The 19,405-nt window shown below is 39.9% G+C and carries 16 protein-coding genes and 1 pseudogene; 4 read left to right on the top strand and 13 right to left on the bottom strand.

The features are described 5' to 3' along the window. Window positions 1-137: 137 nt before the first annotated feature. Window positions 138-3,395, bottom strand: a complete 3,258-nt coding sequence (locus tag UABAM_RS18380; protein WP_151969471.1) for an SUMF1/EgtB/PvdO family nonheme iron enzyme — start codon at window positions 3,393-3,395, stop codon at window positions 138-140. 110 nt (window positions 3,396-3,505) lie between these two features. Further along, the gene (locus UABAM_RS18375) at window positions 3,506-5,341 is read right to left on the bottom strand and encodes an efflux RND transporter periplasmic adaptor subunit (RefSeq protein WP_151969470.1); all 1,836 of its coding nucleotides are present in this window, start codon (window positions 5,339-5,341) and stop codon (window positions 3,506-3,508) included. Window positions 5,342-5,832: 491 nt separating this feature from the next. On the opposite strand from UABAM_RS18375, the pseudogene UABAM_RS34225 reads away from it, so the two are divergent. Further along, window positions 5,833-5,926: pseudogene (locus UABAM_RS34225) on the top strand (prepilin-type N-terminal cleavage/methylation domain-containing protein); the annotation flags it as partial. 827 nt (window positions 5,927-6,753) lie between these two features. Then, window positions 6,754-7,488, top strand: a complete 735-nt coding sequence (locus UABAM_RS34220) for a prepilin-type N-terminal cleavage/methylation domain-containing protein (protein WP_151969468.1) — start codon at window positions 6,754-6,756, stop codon at window positions 7,486-7,488. A gap of 58 nt (window positions 7,489-7,546) precedes the next feature. Here the strand turns inward: UABAM_RS34220 and UABAM_RS18360 are convergent, their stop codons facing one another. From UABAM_RS18360 to rpmG, 11 genes are all read right to left on the bottom strand, one after another. After that, complete coding sequence (locus UABAM_RS18360; RefSeq protein ID WP_151969467.1) at window positions 7,547-7,801, bottom strand: FmdB family zinc ribbon protein; 255 nt, start codon at window positions 7,799-7,801, stop codon at window positions 7,547-7,549. Between the two features lie 24 nt (window positions 7,802-7,825). Beyond that, the gene (locus UABAM_RS18355) at window positions 7,826-8,359 is read right to left on the bottom strand and encodes a hypothetical protein (RefSeq protein WP_151969466.1); all 534 of its coding nucleotides are present in this window, start codon (window positions 8,357-8,359) and stop codon (window positions 7,826-7,828) included. Then, the gene (locus UABAM_RS18350; RefSeq protein WP_151969465.1) at window positions 8,352-8,960 is read right to left on the bottom strand and encodes a hypothetical protein; all 609 of its coding nucleotides are present in this window, start codon (window positions 8,958-8,960) and stop codon (window positions 8,352-8,354) included. The genes UABAM_RS18355 and UABAM_RS18350 overlap by 8 nt, the downstream gene beginning before the upstream one ends. A 58-nt stretch (window positions 8,961-9,018) precedes the next feature. Continuing rightward, on the bottom strand, window positions 9,019-9,441 hold the full coding sequence (locus UABAM_RS18345; RefSeq protein WP_151969464.1) for an ATP synthase subunit C: 423 nt from the start codon (window positions 9,439-9,441) through the stop codon (window positions 9,019-9,021). Window positions 9,442-9,474: 33 nt separating this feature from the next. Continuing rightward, window positions 9,475-11,223, bottom strand: coding sequence for a V-type ATP synthase subunit I (locus tag UABAM_RS18340; protein WP_151969463.1), 1,749 nt, complete (start codon window positions 11,221-11,223; stop codon window positions 9,475-9,477). 8 nt (window positions 11,224-11,231) lie between these two features. Beyond that, on the bottom strand, window positions 11,232-11,843 hold the full coding sequence (locus UABAM_RS18335; RefSeq protein ID WP_151969462.1) for a V-type ATP synthase subunit D: 612 nt from the start codon (window positions 11,841-11,843) through the stop codon (window positions 11,232-11,234). 5 nt (window positions 11,844-11,848) lie between these two features. Then, window positions 11,849-13,150, bottom strand: a complete 1,302-nt coding sequence (locus UABAM_RS18330; RefSeq protein WP_151969461.1) for a V-type ATP synthase subunit B — start codon at window positions 13,148-13,150, stop codon at window positions 11,849-11,851. Continuing rightward, a complete protein-coding gene (locus UABAM_RS18325) occupies window positions 13,147-14,865 on the bottom strand; it encodes a V-type ATP synthase subunit A (protein ID WP_151969460.1) in 1,719 nt (572 codons plus the stop codon). Before UABAM_RS18325 ends, UABAM_RS18330 begins: the two co-directional genes overlap by 4 nt. Further along, window positions 14,858-15,580: a DUF2764 family protein gene (locus tag UABAM_RS18320; protein WP_151969459.1), complete on the bottom strand. Its 723-nt coding sequence runs from the start codon at window positions 15,578-15,580 to the stop codon at window positions 14,858-14,860. Before UABAM_RS18320 ends, UABAM_RS18325 begins: the two co-directional genes overlap by 8 nt. Window position 15,581: 1 nt before the next feature. After that, complete coding sequence (locus UABAM_RS18315; protein WP_151969458.1) at window positions 15,582-16,160, bottom strand: hypothetical protein; 579 nt, start codon at window positions 16,158-16,160, stop codon at window positions 15,582-15,584. 82 nt (window positions 16,161-16,242) lie between these two features. Beyond that, the gene (gene rpmG, locus UABAM_RS18310; RefSeq protein WP_151969457.1) at window positions 16,243-16,413 is read right to left on the bottom strand and encodes a 50S ribosomal protein L33; all 171 of its coding nucleotides are present in this window, start codon (window positions 16,411-16,413) and stop codon (window positions 16,243-16,245) included. Window positions 16,414-16,835: 422 nt separating this feature from the next. Here rpmG and UABAM_RS18305 point away from each other — a divergent pair, with 422 nt between their 5' ends. Continuing rightward, a complete protein-coding gene (locus UABAM_RS18305) occupies window positions 16,836-17,897 on the top strand; it encodes an alpha/beta hydrolase (RefSeq protein ID WP_173013402.1) in 1,062 nt (353 codons plus the stop codon). Window position 17,898: 1 nt separating this feature from the next. Further along, window positions 17,899-19,305, top strand: a complete 1,407-nt coding sequence (locus tag UABAM_RS18300; protein WP_151969455.1) for a DUF695 domain-containing protein — start codon at window positions 17,899-17,901, stop codon at window positions 19,303-19,305. Window positions 19,306-19,405 lie beyond the last annotated feature (100 nt).

The following is a 19,405-nucleotide window of genomic DNA, read 5'->3' as shown; positions in this document are numbered from 1 at the left end:
TAACTTTGTGTTGTGGATTCCTGGTCAAGCCAGGAATGACACGGCTTTGTAAGTCTTTATTGATAAAGCTTTTACATCTTAGCTTGACAAGTATGTGCTTTCGCAGGAATGACACGGTGTAGTTATGGGTTCTATACCTAGCGTGGGCTATCCTTCACACAGCGGAAACCGATAAATGGCGCTGTTGCTGACGGCTCTTCACCCATTTCGAAATACCCCTGCAAACGATAGCGTGTACTATTAAAAGATCCACCTTTAATCGCTTTTTTGTTCTTATTTCTTCTGTGCGAATTTGAACACCATTCGGCGACGTTTCCACATAGATCAAAAACACCTTCCATACTTACGTCATCTTTAAAGTATCCCACAGGAGCACTGTATAAAAATTTGTCCTTGTACATACCAATTTGACGAAAATTTGCCCGAAATTGTTTTCCTTCGCGTGGTTGTTTATTCCCCCAAGGATATAAACGTCCATCGTTGTAACGCGCTGCGCGTTCCCATTCATCGGCAGTAGGTAGTCTTTTGCCCTTCCATTTTGCATACGCTTCAGCTTCGTAATAGGATACATTGGAGACCGGAAGTTTTTCTTCATTCACATTTGGATCTTGCCAATTTTGTGGTTTTTTGCGATTCTTGCGCCACAACCGTCCTTCTTTGCTCCAAACGTCGTCTTTGCTGTATGCCTTTGCCACAAAATCCGCAAACTCACCACGGGTTACTTCGTAGCGATCCATAAAAAACGATGGTACTTGTTTTTTGCGATATGGAAACTCAAAATCGTTTGCTTTTCCTAGTATCGCTGTTTTTTTCGGGATATACACCATACCTCGTGGAGTGTTCAGTTCCACCCAGTTGTCGTTCCAAAAACGTTTTGCAGTTGGCATATTCGCATCATACTTAAAGCACATATTGATAAAACTATTTGCCAACTCAATTTCATTGTTTTTGAAAAATACAACACTGGTGTTATAGCAAAGATCCGCCAAATCGCGGCGATACTCACTGTATACTTTAGAAGAAACATCTCCCTGATTCTGTGCTTGCATCGCGATCCGCTGTGTTTGTTTGATACGCTCTAATAATTTTCTATTTTCTTGATCTTGGCGTTGTAAAATTTCTTTTTTCCATTTGCCATGCTCTTGACTTATCTTGCCGTGCTCTTCATTCATTTTACTGTGTTCTTTTTGTAGTGCGTCATATTTATCTTGTAGCTTGTCTTGTCGTTGTTTAAATTTTTCTAGTTCCGATTTAAATTTCTTGAGTTCTTTGCTAGCGAGTTTTACGTTTTGTTGCGATTGTTGCTTATCAATGTGCTCTTTCATTTCCTTTGGTGAAACTTCTTTATCTGGAGAAATTGGTCCCATAAACATGCCTTTTTCAAAAAGCTGTAGCATTTTTTGGCCAATTTCCAACATATTGTGACGCATCTGTGTTGCTGCGATACGGAAGTCTGTTTCCAAACGATTGCGTTTTTGCTCTACATTCTTAATATCGGATTCCAGGGTTTCCATTTTCTTCAAAATGCGCGAACGTACATTCCCAACGTAACTCTCCAATCCACGAATCTCTGCGGCATTTTTATTGGTATTTTCCGCAATCGTCTTCACTTCGGATTGCTGTGCAGAAAATAATTTTTTGCGAATATCTTCCGACTCTCCACGCAGTAAATCCACAGTTTGCTTTAACGATTTTGCCATTTTGATGTCTTTGCTTTGTAAATTTTGCACATTCTTTTGTATCGTTTGTATATCTTCCTTATGGCGTGTGATCGCGGTTAGCATTTCACCTGTTTGCTGCTTAGAAGCCTGATATTGTTGTATATGAGAGGAGACAGATCCTTGAACATCCGAAATCTTGCCTATAATTTCTAAGTCGTTCTTTTGTAAGGCATCAATGTTACCCGCAATCAGTTTCGTCTTCTTATCCATTTGTCCAGAAAGAGCGTCTAGTTTCGCAATTTCTTTATCTTGGTAGTCATCACGACTAGACATACTTTTTATTGCCGACTGTAATTTACTATCTTCCTTTGCCAATAAATCGTCTTGCTTTTTCAGAACAGGTAGTTGCTGTTCGATGGCGATATCTTTTTGTTGCAAGAAGTTTACATCGGTTTGGATCTTCTTCGCTGTCAAGCGCACTTCTTCTAGACCAGACTTGACGGTCAATAAACTTTGTACGTAGTTACCGTTTCCTGGTAAGGGTGGGCACAAACTATTCAGACGTTTAACTTGCTTTTCTAACTCAACGGTATCCTTACTCATCTCATCAATGCGCGCAAATTTCTTTTCCCACTGTTTACTTTTATTGCCAAAGTTGCGCTCTTGATTTCCCAACCAACTTTGTTGTTCGCTCTTAAAATCGTCGATAGCTTTTTTGACTTCTGCATTTACACTACCACTCATATTTTGAAATTTTTTCTGCATGCTACTGGCAAGAGTTTGTTGTTTTGTTAGTTGCTGTTGCATACCGCGCACTTGCTTGATCAAAGTATCGAGCTTCTGTATTTCTTTTTTCAAATTTTTGTTTTCTGCGGCCACGGTATCGTAATCACTCTTTAAAGTAGCAATTTCTTGAGAATTCATCACCACTAACTTTGTCAGATCTTTAATCTTACTGGTGCTTCTTTGCTGCTCTTTTCTCCAAGCGGCCATCGTTTGTTCAATTTTAGTTTTTTGTTGCTGTTCGAGAGCTTGCAACTTGCTGTTCATTGTCGCAACGACTTTTTCTAATTCTTGTTGCTTGTTCTTTTGCAAATCGTCCATGACAACGCGCATGTCTTTATCAAACTTCTGAACCTGCTTATTGATCTTTTTATATTTGCGGCCGAGGTCGCGTATACCAGATGCATTGCGATTCACCTGGCTAACTTTTGCAAACGATTTCATTTCATTTTGCATGGACGAGACAGCCTCTCCTGGCGCAAAATATCTCACTAAACGAATTCCGCTGTTATTTTCTTCCACATCGTCGAACCACGGATATGCGCCAATGTTATGCTGTTTTTGTGCTAACTTCCACATATTTTCACTGGGAACACTCCAACCACGAGTTCGTGCATATGCACGTGCTTCTGCCTTAGTAATTCCTTGTACTGGTTGATACTCTTTTCCTTCAGGAGGACTTACTTCTTTCCAAGTACGCGGTGCGCGATCTCCACCTTCTATTTTGAATTTTTCATCAAAATTTTCTAAGACACTCGCGTCCCATAAATGTTTTTCATTGTAACCATCCTCCTCAATAAACAGGAAAAAATCCTGATTACTGATTTCCTTTTTACCAAGGTAAAACGCTCCAACCTGGATTCCGTCTACCTCTCCACTCTTTACAAACAGTACCTCTTCCGCGTAAATTAGCGAAAAAAAGATACTGAGAACACATAAGCATTTTTTCATTGTTTGGTCCTTTATATTGTCGCTTACAGCAATCCCAAATAAAAATAGGGTAGAAAGCTCTGAGGCTTCCTACCCTATTATTGTATCTATTTTGCTATATATGTAAATGATTATTTGTCAGTGTCTTTTGCAATAACAACATCTTGGTTTTCTTCTAGTTTAATCGTGTTGTCAGCAACTATTTTGTCATTGGCATATAGATTACTAACTCTTACATATCCATTTTCTCGCTCTTCACCAAGCTGTACATCACGGCGCAATACTTTATCTTTATCCTCTAAGATGACAAAAACAAATGTTTTGCCATTTTCGGTATAAACAGCACTGCGAGGAATCGCCATTACTTCGTGTTCCTTGTTGTACTTAAGAGAAGCCTGTTCTCCCAGTTTAATTTGCGATTCATTGTTGTTAATGCGCACATGTAGCCACAGAGTGACAGGCTGAGTTGAAGTATCTTCATTTACATTTTCTACAACAGCGTTATAGTTGTTACTGCCTATGGTAACTTCTATTTGGTCATCTTTACTCCAATTTTGAGCTTCACCTTTCGGTATGCGGAAACTGCAAAGTACTTCATCCGCTTCACCAATCGCATAGATCTTATCTCCGGAGTTCAATTGGCTGTTGTTTTTTGCAAACACTTGTGTAACAAAACCGTTTGCAGTCGCTTTAATTTCTTCTTTACCACCCATTTGCGATTTAAGCTTCTTCATCTGAGCGAGCCAAGACTTACCATTTTTGCGATAGTCCAACATGGTGTGGTAGATTTTCGCAGCTCTTTTTGTCTTTTTGTCTAGCGCACTGCGTTTACTGCGTGGAGTCTTCACATACTTCGCGTAGTATTTCTTTAAAGCGCGATGATATTTTTTGTTTTTCTCAAAAGTTTTTTTGCTACTGTCGTAACGCCTTTTTAGACTTTCATATTTTTTCTTATTCGCGGGATCTCCACTAGACGCCACTTCCGCAATGGTTTGACCTTTTTGTACAGAACTATTTGCGGATAATAACGCGGAGACAGTACCATTGGTATTTGTGGTTACATTTGTCTCGCGGATAGGCTTTACTTCTCCGGTGTAGCTGTATGCAGTCTCAGAGGTAATATTCTGAACAACATGAGCCGTTACCGTAGGGGTTTTATTGGTTTCTTTTGGAGGAAAAAAGAAAAATAGTGCTACAACGGCAAAGGTGAGAAGTCCCACACTTACCCCAGCCATGGTGCGCACTTTTTGCCTGCGCTGCATTTCTACAGAAGAGTAATGAATATTACTTTTTGGTGTTGAGGTACTGACGATTTCTTCATCAGAGCTATCTACAAAATCAATGGCTGCCTTTACAGAGGCTTCATCAATATCATCATAGTCATCTGAAATCCCCATCTCGGACTCGGTAAAAAGCTCTGCTTCTTCGCGATCGCGAGGTAAGACTTGATTCACAGAATCAAAGAGTAGCTCACCTGTTTCCAGTAAGTCTTCTCCACTACTTTGCTCGAAAATTAACTCTTCAGTGTCTTCCTTAACATTTTGGATACGTGGTTTTTTCATCTCACTTGAAATGTTAAGAATTGGTTGATTGTCATCTTGAGATTCTTCCATCGACAGCAAAGGTCCACTATCATCTATATTGACAAAAGCGCTACTTTCATCTGCCAATTCAGCCTGCAAGGCCACAGACGAACCAACTTCTTCTATAGCACTGATCGCCCCACTATCTACCTCATCTACGAGCAATACTTCTTCGCTGCTCTCCCCATTACCACTTGGAACCATGATTGTTCCAGCATCCATCTTATTGTTGCGTATATTTTCAATTTCACTCTTGGCGAATTTTACATTTTGTCCGTCATTAATTGCGTTTACTTCTCCTTCGGACACGAGCCTTTTTAACTCAGATTCCTCCATCTGCAACTCGCGTAGGACATCCTGAAAAGAGTAATATTCTTCAGCCATGAAGTTCCCCTAAATTTGCTAGGCATACCATTAATAATCTGCCTTAATTGCCAATAACATCATGAGGTTTTGGTTTTTAAGAAGTATAACAAACTCTTCTTTGCAAATCGAGAAAAATTTGTGAAAACCACGTAATTGAAATTTTACACTGACAAAAATTGTCACATGGTATAACCGGCTGACAATTTTTGTCACTTAACAGACAAATTTAACAACCGCAAAACAACGTATCTAAAAAAACTTCCTGTCCACAGCGTAGTAAAACAGAGAATACATGAACAATTCCTCATAAATATGTTTAAGAAAACCTCAGATTGGCATATTTGTTGCATTATATTTACGAAATTAATTGTTTTACAATCTGAAAAAAATAAAATATCACTTAATTTTTATACTTTAGATTGTTAGAATAGAAATACTCTCGAAGATTCGTACTATTTTTTGAATCTTCATACATAACAACTTATGTTATACAACAGGAGAAAATCTCAATGCTTAACAAAAAACAAAAAGGTTTTACCCTTATCGAGCTAATGATCGTTGTTGCTATCATCGCTATCATCGCTGCGATCGCTATCCCTGCTTTCCTAAGAGCGAGAATTACAGCTAACGAGGGTGGTGCAGTTGCTACCCTAAAAAGTATTTTCACATCTGAAGGTCTGTTCCAAAGTGGAAACATCCTAGATGCTAATGCTAACGGTTCTGGTGAATACGGAACTCTTGGTGAACTAACAGGTTCTTACACTCGCGCTCTTGGTACTACTGGTGGTGCGAACACAGGTCAAACACAAGCTTTCATCACAGCTTCTCTAAGACCTTCTACCGATGCTGGTGGTTTATCTGCTGGTGCGAAGTCTGGTTACCTATACCTAGTATTCTTACCAGGTGCTGTAGTTGTTGGTGATGCTGCTGCTGGTGGTCCTACAACAGACGCAACTATCGCTGCTAACGTTGCAGACGCTATCTTCCAAGAAGCTCGTTTCCGCGCTTACGCTTGGCCTACAGTTTTCAACAACACAGGTATTCGTTGTTTTGCAGTAAACGAAACTGGTGAAGTTTTAACAGCTCCAAATACAAACGGTGCAAACCCTCCAGTAGCTACTTACGATGGTACAACAGGTGCTAACATTCCTGCAGCAGAAGATGCGACAGCTACAACTGGTCCAGCTGATACTCCTCAGTTTACTGGTCTTTTCCAGTCTGGTCAAGTTGGTAACGGTCCAAACGCTATGCTTTGGGTTGCCGCTGGTAACTAATACCATAAATGCATAAAAATAAAGTGGGCTAGCCCACTTTATTTTTATACCCTAATTTCAAGTTAAAATAATCAAAAATTTTCATCCTAGAGTATATTTGCAATAGATCATAAATTACAAAATATCAAGTCATCAACAATCTATGTAAGGCAAGCTATGGTGTTTGCAAAAAAAAATAAAGGTTTTACTTTAATAGAGTTAATGATAGTTGTTGCCATTATTGCAATTATTGCGGCAATTGCTATTCCAACATTTTTGCGTGCTAAAATCAACGCAAATGAGGGTGCGGCAATCGCAACACTAAAAGGGATCCACGCGTTTCAAGCCCTGTTCCAATCATCGGCCACATTGGATTTTAACGCCAATGGAGCAGGTGAATTCGGAACAATGGGAGAGTTATCTGGAGCATACCTTCGAACTCTCACCAATGCCGGAGCCAACGGTACTCCACAGCCTTTTTGCCCAGCCTCCTTGCAGCCACAAATAGATGGAATTAGTCGTAAAACAGGGTATTCATTTGTTGTTTTTCTACCATCTCTTGGCGGAGCTCCCATCACGGATGCCTCGGATGTTGCTGCAACAGCAGCGGGAAATGTACAGGATGCAATACTACAAGAATCTCTATTTAGAGGTTATGCATGGCCCTCGGTATTTAACAACACAGGTTTACGTTGTTTTGCCGTAAATCAGAATGGGGAAATACTGATTGCTTCAAATGACAGTGGAGGAAATGTGCCCTTTTATGATGGGACCACATCAACTCCGAACTTTGATGCCGCTGTATCAACAGCACCGAATGCTCCTGCAGAGGTAGGCGCGCAATTTAATGGGATATTTATTTCTGGAACAACTGGCGTTGACACACAGTTGTGGGTGAGCGCAGGTGGGTAAAATAACCTTACTTGTAAAGCTCTCAAAACTCGTAATCATATGATTACGAGATTTTTTTTTATATCTTGCGAAACTTTCCATCTCCTTCATTTACCAATTTGGTAAAACCCTTCTTTTTCAAATTTTTGTCTGACAACAAATGTTTCTTTCCCACTGAAAATCCAAATGGCTGAATGATTTTTTTTATTTCGGTGCCACATTTAGGACAATGAGTAAGAGCGTCGTCTTTGATCGATTGCATGATCTCAAACTCTTCTCTACAATATTCACAACCTTTGTCTATTTCCTTAGCTTGATAAACATAAATAGGCATAATAGTTCCTTTGTAAACGGATAATTAAGGAAAATAACGAATTGTTGGACTGTTTTTTGTAAAATCAACAAGCCCTTTTTCACCACTACTAAGGTGCTCAATAACCAAATCTGCGTTAGGATTCTTTGATCTAGTCACAAGACGAACGTCTGGTTCATCAAAGTCTATACGCCGTGCATAATCGTAATAAAAATAGCGTATAGAATCATGTGTGAATCGCACATTAGAGGACAGTTTATACTCTGCATATTTTTCACCAATTTTAGGCGTTGTAGAACGTTCAATTAACTTAAAAATCTGAATGACAGGTATATTACCTTCTTTCGTAACAACGACGCAGATATTGTTTCCGGTGCTAAGTGCAAATTTTTGTGCACTTTGAAAAGCATTACCTACATAAGCGCAAGCCTGCTCAACTTCATTTACCGCACTACTGTCATCACTGAACAATTCTTCATCAGACAACAGCGGTTTTTTCACCACATTTTTTTGTGGAGTTACCACAGGCTGCATGCACCCACAAACAATTAAACAAATACACAATGCATAGTTATTCATTGTTTTCCCACCATTTTTTCCAAAGTTGATAATTTGCGGTATACTTCTGTTTTGTTGTTTCTACTAAACTTTTATGCGCCGTTTGTACAATATTGCGGTCCCAGTGCTGTAGTAATTGGATGGTGTATTTCGTGTTTTTGGGCAACTTGGTAATTGTCATTGCAGCGCTACGATATAACAAACTGTCGCGTTCAAATGCAATAACGGCGAGTAACTTTAAAGAGTTTTGACCACCACTTTTTGCTAGAGAAACAATAGCTTGTTCACGCACTCTTATGTGCAAACTGCTATTCTGTATACATTTTAGCAACACATCTTCATTTGCCAATTGTAATTTTTCCGTAATAAGAATAATGTTCTTTTTGGCAACATGATTAATGTCTTTCTCAAGTGCTTGATACAAATAACGCTGCGAAATTTTTCCAATACGGCATAAGTTATTATATGCTTGTTTGTTGTTATTTTGCAATGCGAGAATCCACTTTTGGATTTTTTTTGCGAGAAGTGGGTGAGGATTATTGGTCGTGGTGATTAATTTTTCAGGGAGAGAAAAACAAAATACACATAAAAGATAGAGGATAATGACTCTTGATATATTCATCAAAATTCTCCCAAGAGTAATAGTTCTCTGAGACCAAAGTCTCAGAGAACATATTGAATTAAGCTTGTAGAGCAATCATGCCAAATACCATGGCAAATACAGCAAAACTTTCTGTTACACCAACGGGAATCCAGCATTTACCGTATACAGTTTTATCTTCTACGGTTGCACGAATACCTGCGGCACAACAGCGTCCCTGCATAACACTGGAGATCATAATCGCTACTCCACAAAGAAGACCAATGGCTAAAAATTGTGCTCCACTACCATTTGCTCCTTTTAGTGTCATCATGAGAACAAGACCATAAATTGTTTGTGAAGATGGTGCAGCAGACATTGCAATGAGACCACCATGTGACTCTTTTGTGCGTGGCAAAGCACCTGCTAAACCTGCGCCAGCAATCATACATCCAATTGCCGATCCAATAGCACCCAATGCCATCGGGCTAATAATACCTAACCACTTGATAATTTCTTCCATAATTCTGTTGCTGCGTATCAGCAGCCCTCCATTTTAAACCTGAGCTTTTTTGGCAAAAGGCTTGTAATCGTAGCCTGTACCTTCAAAGCAATATCTGTAAAATTCCAAAAAGTTTAGGCGCAACCCATGGATAAATCCACCCATGACTGCAAGAACAATATTAATGGTGTGCCCCATAAATATTACGAGAACCATCAAAACGGGTCCAAATGTAGGAGAAACATCTCGCACTTGCATCCCTAAATCATTGAATATTTTCGCCATTACTGTACTCGCAAGTCCGAGAGCAAAGAGACGCAAATAACTCAATATGTCGGCAAAATTCTGCGTAATACCCAATAAGTCTAGTAGACCGAGTAAGAAACGCATAAATATGTTGCGGTGGTCACTTGCAAATAGCACTGCCAATACAGCTCCCACCAGAAGTGCGGTAAGTCCCGCGTCATTTTGCCATAAAATCTTGGCAATTGCTCCCCACATCATAATGAGCCACCCTAGTTGATTGATCCAAAATACGCTAGGGAAAACGCGAATGATTTGGATGAGACGTGCACAAGATAAATGTACAGCCCCCACATACACAGATAACATCATCATGTTGTTGAGATTTTGCTCTTCACTTTTGCTAGTACCAAGTATTTGAAACTGCTTTAGTGGATTGTCTTCCGACATTTGTATGGCAAACCAGTTACCACTGATTGCTCCAAACACAATACAACCAATGCTCAATGTTAGCATTAGACGGTAAACCCGTTGTCCTGCTTCGGAGCTTTTTAATTTTCCAGTTAGACCGAGCATGATGGCAAGGAGTATACAGCCATAACCAGCATCACCGACAATCATTGCAAAAAATATAGTAAACGCTAAATAAATAGAGGAAGAAGTATCCCATTCTTTATACCCAGGTGAGGCATATAGTTTTACTAAATCAACTACCGACTGTACCCACTTAGGATTTTGAATGAGTGTTGGTGGATCATCTTCCCCATCCACCTCTTCCACCATAATACCAGCGGTGACACTTTGCATTTCTTTTTGCAACGTCTCTACTTGTTTTTCTGGAATATATCCTTTGAGAGCGAAAACATCTTGTTCGCACAACAACTGACTTTCGACAGCACAAAACATCTGTTCGTTTTGTAGTGCTTGTTGCTGTTTTTGTAACAACGGTAAGTAAACCACCGCCTGTTGCAATTTTGTGCTCAGCTCATCTTGTTTTTGTTGCAGTTCTTGTATTTCTCGATCTAACTCGACTGTGCCTTTCTTAATGGGAAGTAATTGTGCACAGTCGGGTAGTTCATATTGTTCTTTATGTGAAAGAACCGCGGCAAAAACATCTTTTCCAATTTGTTTCTTGTAGGCGATTCTTCCAGAATCAAGCTGCGAGAGCTGTTTCAGCGATACTTTAACAAATTGCAGGTGCACACCATGCTTTTGCAATTCATCCCACTCAGATGTGGAAAATGCTCCCCACATCGACAACGCCTCTTTGCGCTTATTTAGTTCATTTTGTTCTTCCTGGTACTTTTGAATAGTGTTGTGCCAAGAAACAATATCATTTACTGTATTCTCAGGTAAATTTTCAACACTTTCTTTTTTGTCAGGGAAAGAACCTAAAATGGAGATCGCACGTGCAACCTGTTCTTGCTGCTCTAAAGTATCTACGTGACCTTTTAATTCTTCTTGCGAAGCCGGTACAACGTGGACAACTCCTATTTCCTGTAGTTTTTCCAATATCGCTTTGCGGTTATTCTCTGTGCCAAAAACCAATAGCTTTTTCATCGAAACAATCACTGCGTACCCCCTTTGGGCTGCATTTTTTGTTTAGCCATTTTGGAACGACCAACAGCTGCCGCTTGTAAATCACCAAGTTGAATGCGAATCATGCGAATATTCTCTTTACACTCAGGAATGAGTTTTTCTTTAAACAAGTTTATACGCTGTGTTGTTTTGCGCAGTTCTTGTAAGATAACTTGTTCTTTATTACGTAAAGACTTTTCTCTTTCCTGAAAAAAGATGATTTTTTTGACAACATCGATTCCTTTCTCCAACCATGGTGAAGTTAGATAAAGATCGTATTCATCTACCTCAAAAGATACATCGACAACTTCGCGAACGGAAATTCCAGCGATGTTGATCTCTTGCGTTTCCAAATTTGAGATGTGCACTAAGTGCTGAACATCTTTGGGATAATTTTCACAAAACAAGTTCTGCCATGATTGTATATCTTCGCGAAAACTTGTTATCTTCTTGCGAAATTCGTCCATCTCTTTCACGACTTTTCTACGCTCAAGTTCTAGCTGCAACTTTTTCAATTCCAAAGTTGGCAAAAAACGTGAAAATCTTTTGAGGGATTCTTTTTGCGCTTTTAACTCATTACGGGTTAACTTTATTTTAGCCATGTTGGTTACTCACCTGAACGCCAATATTTTTCTACTAATTTACTTGATATCCCCACTTCTTGTGGTTCAAAAATACTGCTGAGTATTTTCCAGCAACCATCAAGAGCTTCTTCTAACGTCAAGTTAACTGATAGAGACATCATTTCTTTTTCGAAACGTTCACCGTAGCGAAGAAGTTTTTCATCCCATGCTGACATCATAAAACCCATAGACTGCTTTTCGCGACTTTCTTTACATTTTGCGTATAACTGAATACAAGCGGTCATGATATCGCGGTGATCATCACGCGTCTTACCATTTACCATTTGTTTTAAGCGGCTTAAGGAACCAAAAGGTTCAATCCAACCATTACGCAAATAAAACTGCCCTTCGGTAATATATCCGGTGTTATCCGGTACGGGATGTGTTACGTCATCCCCAGGCATAGTGGTTACCGCCAATGTAGTTACAGAACCACTACCTTCGAAGTCAACGGCTTTTTCATAACGCATGGCAAGTTGCGAGTACAAGTCACCGGGATACCCACGGTTACTAGGTATCTGTTCCATGGTAATTGCGATTTCCTTCAACGCATCGGAAAAAGCGGTCATGTCTGTTAGAAGAACCAGAACACGCATGTTTTTCTCTACCGCAAAATTTTCCGCAACCGCAAGCGCCATATCGGCAACCATCAAACATTCCACAAGTGGATCTGCGGCGGTGTGAACAAAAAGAATCGAACGGTGTAGTACTCCACCTTCTTCGAATGTATTGCGGAAATTTAGATAGTCATCGTGTTTTAGTCCCATCCCACCAAAGACAATTACGTCTGCTTCTGCTTGAAGAGCAATACGCGCTAAAAGTTCGTTGTACGGCTCACCAGGAATAGAAAAAATGGGAAGTTTTTGTGACTCAACTAGAGTATTAAATACATCGATCATCGGAATACCGGTACGAATCATGTTTTCCGGTATTTTTCTCTTCGATGGATTTACACTAGGACCACCAATTTCGATCATGTTGTCTTGTAAATCGCTTTTGTTATCGCGCGGTTTACCACTTCCGGTAAAAACTCTCCCGAGTAAGTTTTCCGAGAAAGAAACCTGCATCGGATGGCCGAGAAAACGAACCTTATCTCCGGTAGAGACACCTTTTGTACCTTGAAAAACCTGTAGCGAAACTTCATCATGATTCAGTTTTACTACCTGAGCAAGAGAAGTACCATGACCACTTTCGACGATGGCCAAGTCTTCATAACTCACATTGTCGGCATTCAGGGTAACTACGTTTCCCGCGATACTGTTGATTTTCGTGTACACTTTTCTCATAGTAGTCCCTTTACCTTACTTTCTTGGTCTTTAAAAGCCTGTGATTCCCACTCGGTTAAGTTCCAGTTAAGGAATGCTTCTTGCAATTGGAAAAAGCCCGTTCGCGCCGCGTCTTTCGACTCGTAGCTAAACTGGTGATTCAAAACCTCAAGTAGCACGGAGAAGGTGTGTTTCTGTCTATCGAGAGAACATGCAGCATCAATATCGTCAAACGCATTTTGCTGTAAATACACGCGGTCTAGAAGTTCGGACTTTAAAAATAAGATAAAGTCATCGATACTCACACCTTCTTCACCAACAACTGTCATCATCTGTCCCACTTCGTTACCACTGCGTAATATGTTTTTCGCAAACGCAACGTCATCTTCGCTTATGCTGCCTTGGTACTTACTCCAAGACTCAATAGGATCCATCGATGGGAATCTTCGCGCATCCGCACGTGCACGTGACAATCCGTGGAAAGCCCCTACAACTTTTAGTGTTGCCTGAGTCACAGGTTCTTCAAAGTTTCCACCCGCAGGACTCACAGTTCCACCTACAGTCACAGAACCTTTTTCTCCGCTACGCAATTCTACGAGACCAGCACGTTCGTAAAAACTCGCAATTACTGATTCTAGATACGCAGGGAATGCTTCTTCTCCAGGAATTTCTTCCAAACGTCCACTCATCTCACGTAGTGCTTGTGCCCAACGCGAAGTAGAGTCTGCAAGAAGAAGAACATCTAACCCCATTAAACGGTAATACTCGGCAAGAGTAATTCCGGTGTATACAGATGCTTCACGGGCCGCAACAGGCATAGAACTTGTGTTACAAATAATAATCGTTCTTTCCATAAGAGGACGACCGGTTTTAGGGTCTGTTAACTCCGGAAACTCACGAAGTGTTTCCACAACCTCTCCCGCGCGTTCTCCACATGCCGCAACAATTACCACGTCTACTTCTGCGTGGCGACTGGTAATTTGCTGCATTACAGTTTTACCTGCACCAAATGGCCCAGGAATACAGTATGTACCACCTTTACATATAGGAAAAAACGAATCGATAATTCGTTGTTTTGTAGTCAGTGGTTCTGTAGGTAACAAACGATCCTTGTATCCCTTCATCGGAAGTTTTACAGGCCACTCGTAGCTCATTCCTAGCTCATGACTTGCCCCGCTACTGTCTTTTAGGGTGACAATTTTTTCTTCGATTGTATATTCGCCTTCTTTGGCAATTTTTTCAATCGTTAGTTCTCCGAAAAAAGACGGCGGCACAATAATCTGGTGGGTAAAGATTCCCTCAGGAACCGACCCCAGATAGTCTCCGGCGCTTACGGTATCTCCCACTTTTTTGCTCGGGGTAAATTTCCATTTAACTTCTTTATTAAGTGGATCTTTGTATACACCTGATTTTAAAAAGAATCCACATTCTTCCGCAAGCTGCGGCAAGGGATTTTGTAAACCGTCGTATGTTTGCCCTAAAAGTCCAGGACCTAAAGTTACCGATAAGAGTCCGGAGGTAATCTCTACTTCATCTCCGACTTGTAAACCTCTCGTCGCTTCAAAGACCTGCATATCAATATATTGATTTCGTAGGCGAATAATTTCTGCTTTTAGTTTTACGCCATCTCGACTACGGCAACAATACGCCACGGCATTTTGTCGTACACTACCTGTTACTTCGGCAGTCACCAAGTTTCCGTAGATAGCAACTATTTTTCCTTTAGTATCAGCCATTGGCCACCTTTTCAAAAATATCTATTTGCGATTGAGAAATAGCCCACCATCGCTCTAAAATGAGTAATTTAATAGCATATACCACAATTTCATCGTCTGAAAAAGAATAAGGTACCGCAAGGGAATCAGCAAATTTCCAACGCTCGAGATCTAAAAGTTTTTCACTTTCTAGTGGAGAAGTTTGCTTGTGATAGTCATTGACTATTCTTTGGTAATCAAAAGGGCTGTCTATTTCCAACGCTTTTACAAGCAAATTTCCCGAAAGAGATGTACCTAGTGACTCTGCGCGTGCATTTGCCAAATATTTACGTAAGCCTACTTCCCACTCTAACCAATCTTTTGCACAGCTATTGTATTTATGTGCCATTTCGTTTTGGTAGTTGTATAAATGAACCCATACGTTAGATTGCCACTTCTCAAACGACAAATTTTCCCAAACGTTTTGAGGTACATCATCGCGAAGTAAATTTGTGTCACTCTTTGCTTTTTGAAGTTTTTCCAAAGCAATGGTTCCAGAAAATACTGGTACATAACCGTTGGCAATTTTTTCCATATTGGCAATATCTTGTTGTAGTAGAATGCTGCGCACTAACTCTGCAATGCTGGCATTCTCTTCAAGTACTTTTTGCCAAAACTTCTGTATAGAAATCGCTGGCTGTTCGTTGTAAACGAACGATAGAGGGGGAAGCGACGCTAAAAGATAGTATTTTTTCAAGTTATTTCTCCTGAGTGAGAAGACCCTTTACCATATCACTTAAATGAGGAGTCAGGGCGTCTTGAACAGAATCATTCGTAACTTCAATACACCCACCATCAGGATCATGAACCAGAAAACCGGCTAAATTATCACTTTTTTCACAAGTAGCTTTGACTTCGGATACCAACCACGACTCTAAGTCCGTTGATAATTTTTGTGGAATTTCTATTTTGAGACTATGTCCGCTTTTTTGTGTATACTGAGAAATGAGGTTTTGGAGCAAGTCTTTTACGATATCAGCTTTTGCAAGGTTTTCTTTGACTTGTTTGTTTAAGAGATTGTGGAAGATTTGTTCAACATCTTTTTTTAACTGCAAGGTAACGTCACGGGCAGCCAGTTGCAAATTTTGTTTGCCGCTTTCAAGGATCTTGTCTGCTTCTTGTTGCGCTTCTTTAATAAGCGCTTGTTTTTTTTCCTCAGCTTCTTTTTGGATCTTTGCGGCTTCTTCTTGGGCAGATGCAATAATTTTTTGAGCTTCTTCTTTTCCTTGATCTACACCTTCTTGTTGCAATTTTTTTGCAAGTTCTTGTATATCCATAAAATCAATCCATAAAATTAACCATAGATCAAAAATTATTTTCCGACCTATGGTGATTCCAATTTATTCAGTGGAAAACATACTACAATTTTTTCTCTTTAAATATGACGTGTTTTCGCGCAATTGGATCGTATTTTCTGAGCTCCAACTTTCCAGGCGTTTTGCGTCTATTTTTTTCTGTTGTGTAGAAATAGCCAGTTTCAGAGCTAACCATTTTTACTTTCAAACGAACATCTTCTTTTTTTCGTGCCATGTTTTTTACCTTTCATTTTGTATTGTGGTTTGAAAGAAAGGAGAGATTACAATTTCACGTCAAAATAAATGTATAAATACACTTACCCAGACAACATTGTAACGAGGAGTTCCTTGAGGAGAGTTTAAATACAGCGGAAGCACCATAAATTGTCGTCACAATCGTCGTAAATCACGACGAAGATCGAAATACAAATTGTGAGAAAACTAGAAAATACAAAGGGTATTTTTCATACCATTTTTTGTATTTATAAAAAGGTACTACCAAATAATTCTTAATTATAGAACAAAATTACATTGTGTTTATCGTAATTTTTCTTAAAATTTTAGAAATGTGGAAGATCCACAGTTTCGATGAGATTCTGTGGAGCATATCAAATTTACCTAAAAAGTCAACTTTTTTTCTACACACAGGGGAGAATAATGACAAAATTTTTATCATTACTGCTGGTGCTATGTGGTGCGCTGTTCGTTCACAGTGCCGAAATCTACGTACACTATGATGCAAAATGGGGAAATCATATTTCTATTCGCGGCGATGCTAACTCTCTAAATTGGGAGAAAGGTGTAAAAGCCCAATCTGTTTCCGCCACTTTATGGAAATTCACAACCCCTGAACAAAATTTCTCTTTTAAGCCGCTTATCAATGATGAAGTATGGTCGATCGGCGCAAACTATCAAGTAGGGGAACGCAAAGAAGTACACATTTATCCCTTCTTTCACCAAAAAACCGGAAAACTACAAAAAATTGCCAATTTTTCTTCCGCCATTCTAAATAATCAAAGAACTCTACGTATTTACTTGCCACCTAGTTATGAAGAAAATCTCCAAAAAAAGTATCCGGTGCTTTACATGCACGATGGACAAAACCTTTTTGAAGCATCTACGGCTTTTGGTGGCGTAGAGTGGCAAGTTGACGAAAATATGAACACACTTATTGTTCAAGGTAAGATAAAAGAAGCGATTGTTGTGGGCATGGACAATACCGGCGCAAGTCGTCTAAGAGAGTATACTCCAAGTTCTGATGCCAAATACGGTGGTGGTGATGGTGAAAAGTACTTAGATTTTATCGCCACGGAAGTAATGCCATTTATCAACGAAAAATACCGAACCTTACAGGGTAAAGACAACTGTATGCTTATGGGATCATCCCTGGGCGGGCTCATTAGTTTTTATGCTGGCTGGACACGAAGCGAAACTTTTGGAGGCGTTGGTTGTTTATCGAGTAGTTTTTGGTGGAACAACGAAAACCAACTACAAAAAGTAAAAAGCACTACCCATGCCCCTATGCTCCAAATTTACATAGATAGTGGTGATGATTCCGATGGTAAGCAACAAATGCTGCGTATGCGCACCGCACTAAAGGAACATGGTTACAAAGACAAAGAGAATTTGTATCACTTCGTCGACGAGGATGGAAAACACAGCGAAAAATACTGGGCCAAAAGACTCTTTGTGCCTTTGATCTTCTTATTAGGAAAATAGCATGCACAAAAACCCTCTGGTAGTGGCTCACGGTGGAGGAAGAGCTTATGGGCCACCCAATACCGTTGCCGCAGTAGAAAAATCACTACAATTAGGTGTCGACATGGTAGAAATAGATGTCCACCTCTCCAAAGATCGTATTCCTGTTGTTGTTCACGACCACGATTTACGCGAATGTAGCGATGTACAGGAGAAGTTTCCGCGGCGTAAGTCTTTTTTTGTTAGTGATTTTACACTAAAGCAATTAAAAACACTGAATGTAGGAAAGTGGTTTAGCGACGAGTTGCAAAAACCACCGCATGAACGAACACTTTTCTTGCAGTCATTTACTGCAAACGAAAAACGCAAATACATAAGCAAAAAAGATATAGAACGCTACAAAACCGAAATTACCATACCCACCCTCGAAGAAGTGGTGGAAAAAGTAAAAGAATACAAGAGCTTAACAAATATCGAAATTAAACAACTACCACGTAATTACCCTAATATTACGCAAAAAGTGATTGCCATCGTCGAAAAGCTAAACATGGTGTCACAAGTCATTATTTCTTGTTTTGACCACCATGAACTCGCCGAGGCAAAAAAAATAAATCCGCACATCGCCACAGCGGTTTTAGTTCGTGAAAAGCTATATGATCCACATGTTTATTGTCAATATCTCGATGCCGAAGCTTATAATATTTCATGTTTGGATGTTCTAGATGCGATAGGCATTAACTCGGAGTATTATCAGAAAAACAAAAAAATTCCCAAGCATCCGTATATCCAAGAACTGCGCGATGAAAATATCTCTCTAAATGTATGGACAGTAAACGACGTAGAACACATGCGCGCATTAAAGGAAGTCGGTGTAGACGCCATCATCACCGACTACCCACATCGTTTGCAGAAAATATTAAAAAAACCATACATTGCCCCCATCGAATTTGCCAAATACGACAACTGGGCTAATTTTGAAGGGGAAACCGACAAAGGAAAATTTTACCTGCGTTTCCGCACCCCCATTCTTCAACAAGGAGAAACAAAAAATTATCAGTATCATTTAAACGTTTTTTGGGAATATGCGGAAGAAGGTTCCGGAGCTTTGCCCAGCAAAAAAGAACAAAAAAAACTGGATGCATTTGAGAAAAAAATCTGCAAAATTTGGGAGAAGGATCATTTAGCGATACTCACTGCCGTACAGATTTTCGACGGCGGGTATCAGTGGATTTTTTACACATACAATGCTGAAGAGTGCTTACTACGCATCGCACAAAAAAACGACAAAGAGTATCCGGTAGAGATTACCACCGAAAAAGATCCGAATTGGCTATACCTCCACGACGAAATTTTACCTGTCATGAACTGGCAAGAGTACCAGAAAAACTGGCAAAGTGAATTTAAGAAATGGAAGAAAGACGCGCAGTAAACTTTCCCCGTGACATCTGGGGAGATTTCGCACTCCCCGTTTTGTCTTGCGGTGTATTGCTCTATTCCACTACTTAATATTTCAAATCGCGCACTGCATT

Source organism: Candidatus Uabimicrobium amorphum (assembly GCF_009002475.1).
In the GTDB taxonomy this organism is placed as follows: Bacteria; Planctomycetota; Uabimicrobiia; order Uabimicrobiales; family Uabimicrobiaceae; genus Uabimicrobium; species Uabimicrobium amorphum.
This window is presented reverse-complemented; position numbering and strand designations above follow the sequence as displayed.